This is a genomic window from Streptomyces sp. NPDC031274 (assembly GCF_055570235.1).
The window spans coordinates 1-1,682 of record NZ_JBVIHP010000169.1 but is presented as its reverse complement, the minus strand read 5'-3'; the positions used below and the strand labels follow the sequence as shown (position 1 = coordinate 1,682).

Here is a 1,682-nt window from a genome sequence, read left to right as displayed (position 1 = left end):
AGCTGATCTCCCTCCCACTCGGCTTCCAGCGCCCCTTCTCCAACGCCTTACGCAACTTGGCGATGCTGCCCCGTATATCTGAGATCGCTTCGTCCATGACAGAAACTGTAGAGACCAAGTGCCCTGCACAGCAGGTAAATCGAGCAGATCAGATCGCTGGGATGACGATCGCCTCGATTGGCCGACTGGCCCGCACGGCGACCACGGGCGTTCTGCGCGCCCGAAGGCGTCTCCTTGCCTGCCGTAGCGTGAAGTACGTCCTATCCGAGCTGCTGGCTGCATTGCTCGGACCGTGGTCCGCCCCGGAGGGGAGAGGCAAGGTCGCAGGGTGCAGATGGCTCTGCTCCATGACAGCTTTGCGACGGGCCTTGACCACCTTCAGGCCTGGCCTTGATCACCCACGCGCGGAGGAACCACTCCCGGAACTCCAAGATCAGGCAGTGCAGGATCCGTGCGGGGCGGCGTCCCGAGTGAAGCCTCATACCGGGAGTTGATGATCTCGTTGAGATGCTTCAACTTGCGGTTAGGCGCTGTCGCCATACGTGACGTACGGGACCGCGCCCAGAACGATCGTCCGATCTCGCCAGCAAAGATCTCGTCACACATGGCCGCCAGCCACTCATCTGTGAGGTCCCCCAGCTCGAACCACGTCTCCCAGTGCGACACCGCCAGGTTGACGTACATGTGCTGCCGGCGGAGCAGAACTGTCCGGGACGGGTCCGGGCCACCCCAGCAGTCCAGGTATTCGGGGTCGGCCATGGCCATCTTGGTGAGCTCGATGTGCATCAGGCGGGTGCTCTGGATGCGTGCGGCCTTCGCCTCTTTGGACTGCAAGATCAGCGAAGCCGCAACACCCACGACCGCCAAGCCGCTCAAGAGCGCGGACACGGCACCGTACGCCTGGGCGATGTTCCCGATCCGCTCCCAGTCCTCGCCCTTGCCGTCCAACGCCGGTAGTGCGAGCGGGGATACGACGACAAGACCCATGGCGCCCACAACAGCGATCACGGACAACGCAAGAGTCGCCGCACGAGACCGGTACCAGGGACGGCGACGCAAGTTAGTGCGAGAGCGGGAGCCAGATGCGGGGCCGGGTTCCGGTGTCGATGTCATGCCGATGCCTCCGCACAGCGTGTACGCAGCAACGGACCGGTGACACGTTCATGGAACGTCGAAAAGTCCTCGCCCGCGTCGTACAGCTGGTCGAACTCGAGACGGCACGCTTGGATCAACTCTGCGTCGTCGTACCGGAACGCCCCGGCGATGACACCGTCCGGTTTGTACCTCAGTTCGTACAGGCCGATGGTCCCGAGAATGACAAGCTCGGAAAACCAACGGGGGGGGGGTGCTTGGAAGCTGGGTTGGCCCTGGCCGGCCAAGATCCGAATCTGTTCGCCGCGACTCACTCGATCATGCAGCACAGCCATCTCCCACACGAGGTAGTCCGATGGCGGAACCTCGACATATCGGACGCGACGCATGATGAGCCCACGCTCCTTCGCGTCATCGAACTGCCGTGTAATCGCAGGTCGTTCATCCTGCAAAAGGTCCATGGACTCGCGCCAAGCGCCGCGGTGGAACGCCTCCCATGACGCGAAGCCCGGCTCCTGGAAGTGCTGCCCGCACTCGAGCTTGTCGAACGTCTTCACTTCAAGGCGGCCATAATCCGCCCAAAAAGCCTG

General features: G+C 62.8%; 2 protein-coding genes. Both read right to left on the bottom strand.

The window, feature by feature from the left end; all coding sequences use genetic code 11:
- Positions 1–378: 378 nt before the first annotated feature.
- Complete coding sequence (locus tag ACZ5CR_RS44650; protein WP_468869266.1) at positions 379–987, bottom strand: DUF6082 family protein; 609 nt, start codon at positions 985–987, stop codon at positions 379–381.
- 122 nt (positions 988–1,109) lie between these two features.
- The coding region (locus ACZ5CR_RS44645; protein ID WP_468869263.1) for a DUF6879 family protein at positions 1,110–1,682 on the bottom strand (573 nt) is incomplete at its 5' end.

Excerpts from the sequence above, each read along its gene's own strand:
- ACZ5CR_RS44650 (WP_468869266.1), bottom strand. The coding sequence starts at position 987 with ATGGGTCTTGTCGTCGTATCCCCGCTCGCACTACCGGCGTTGGACGGC.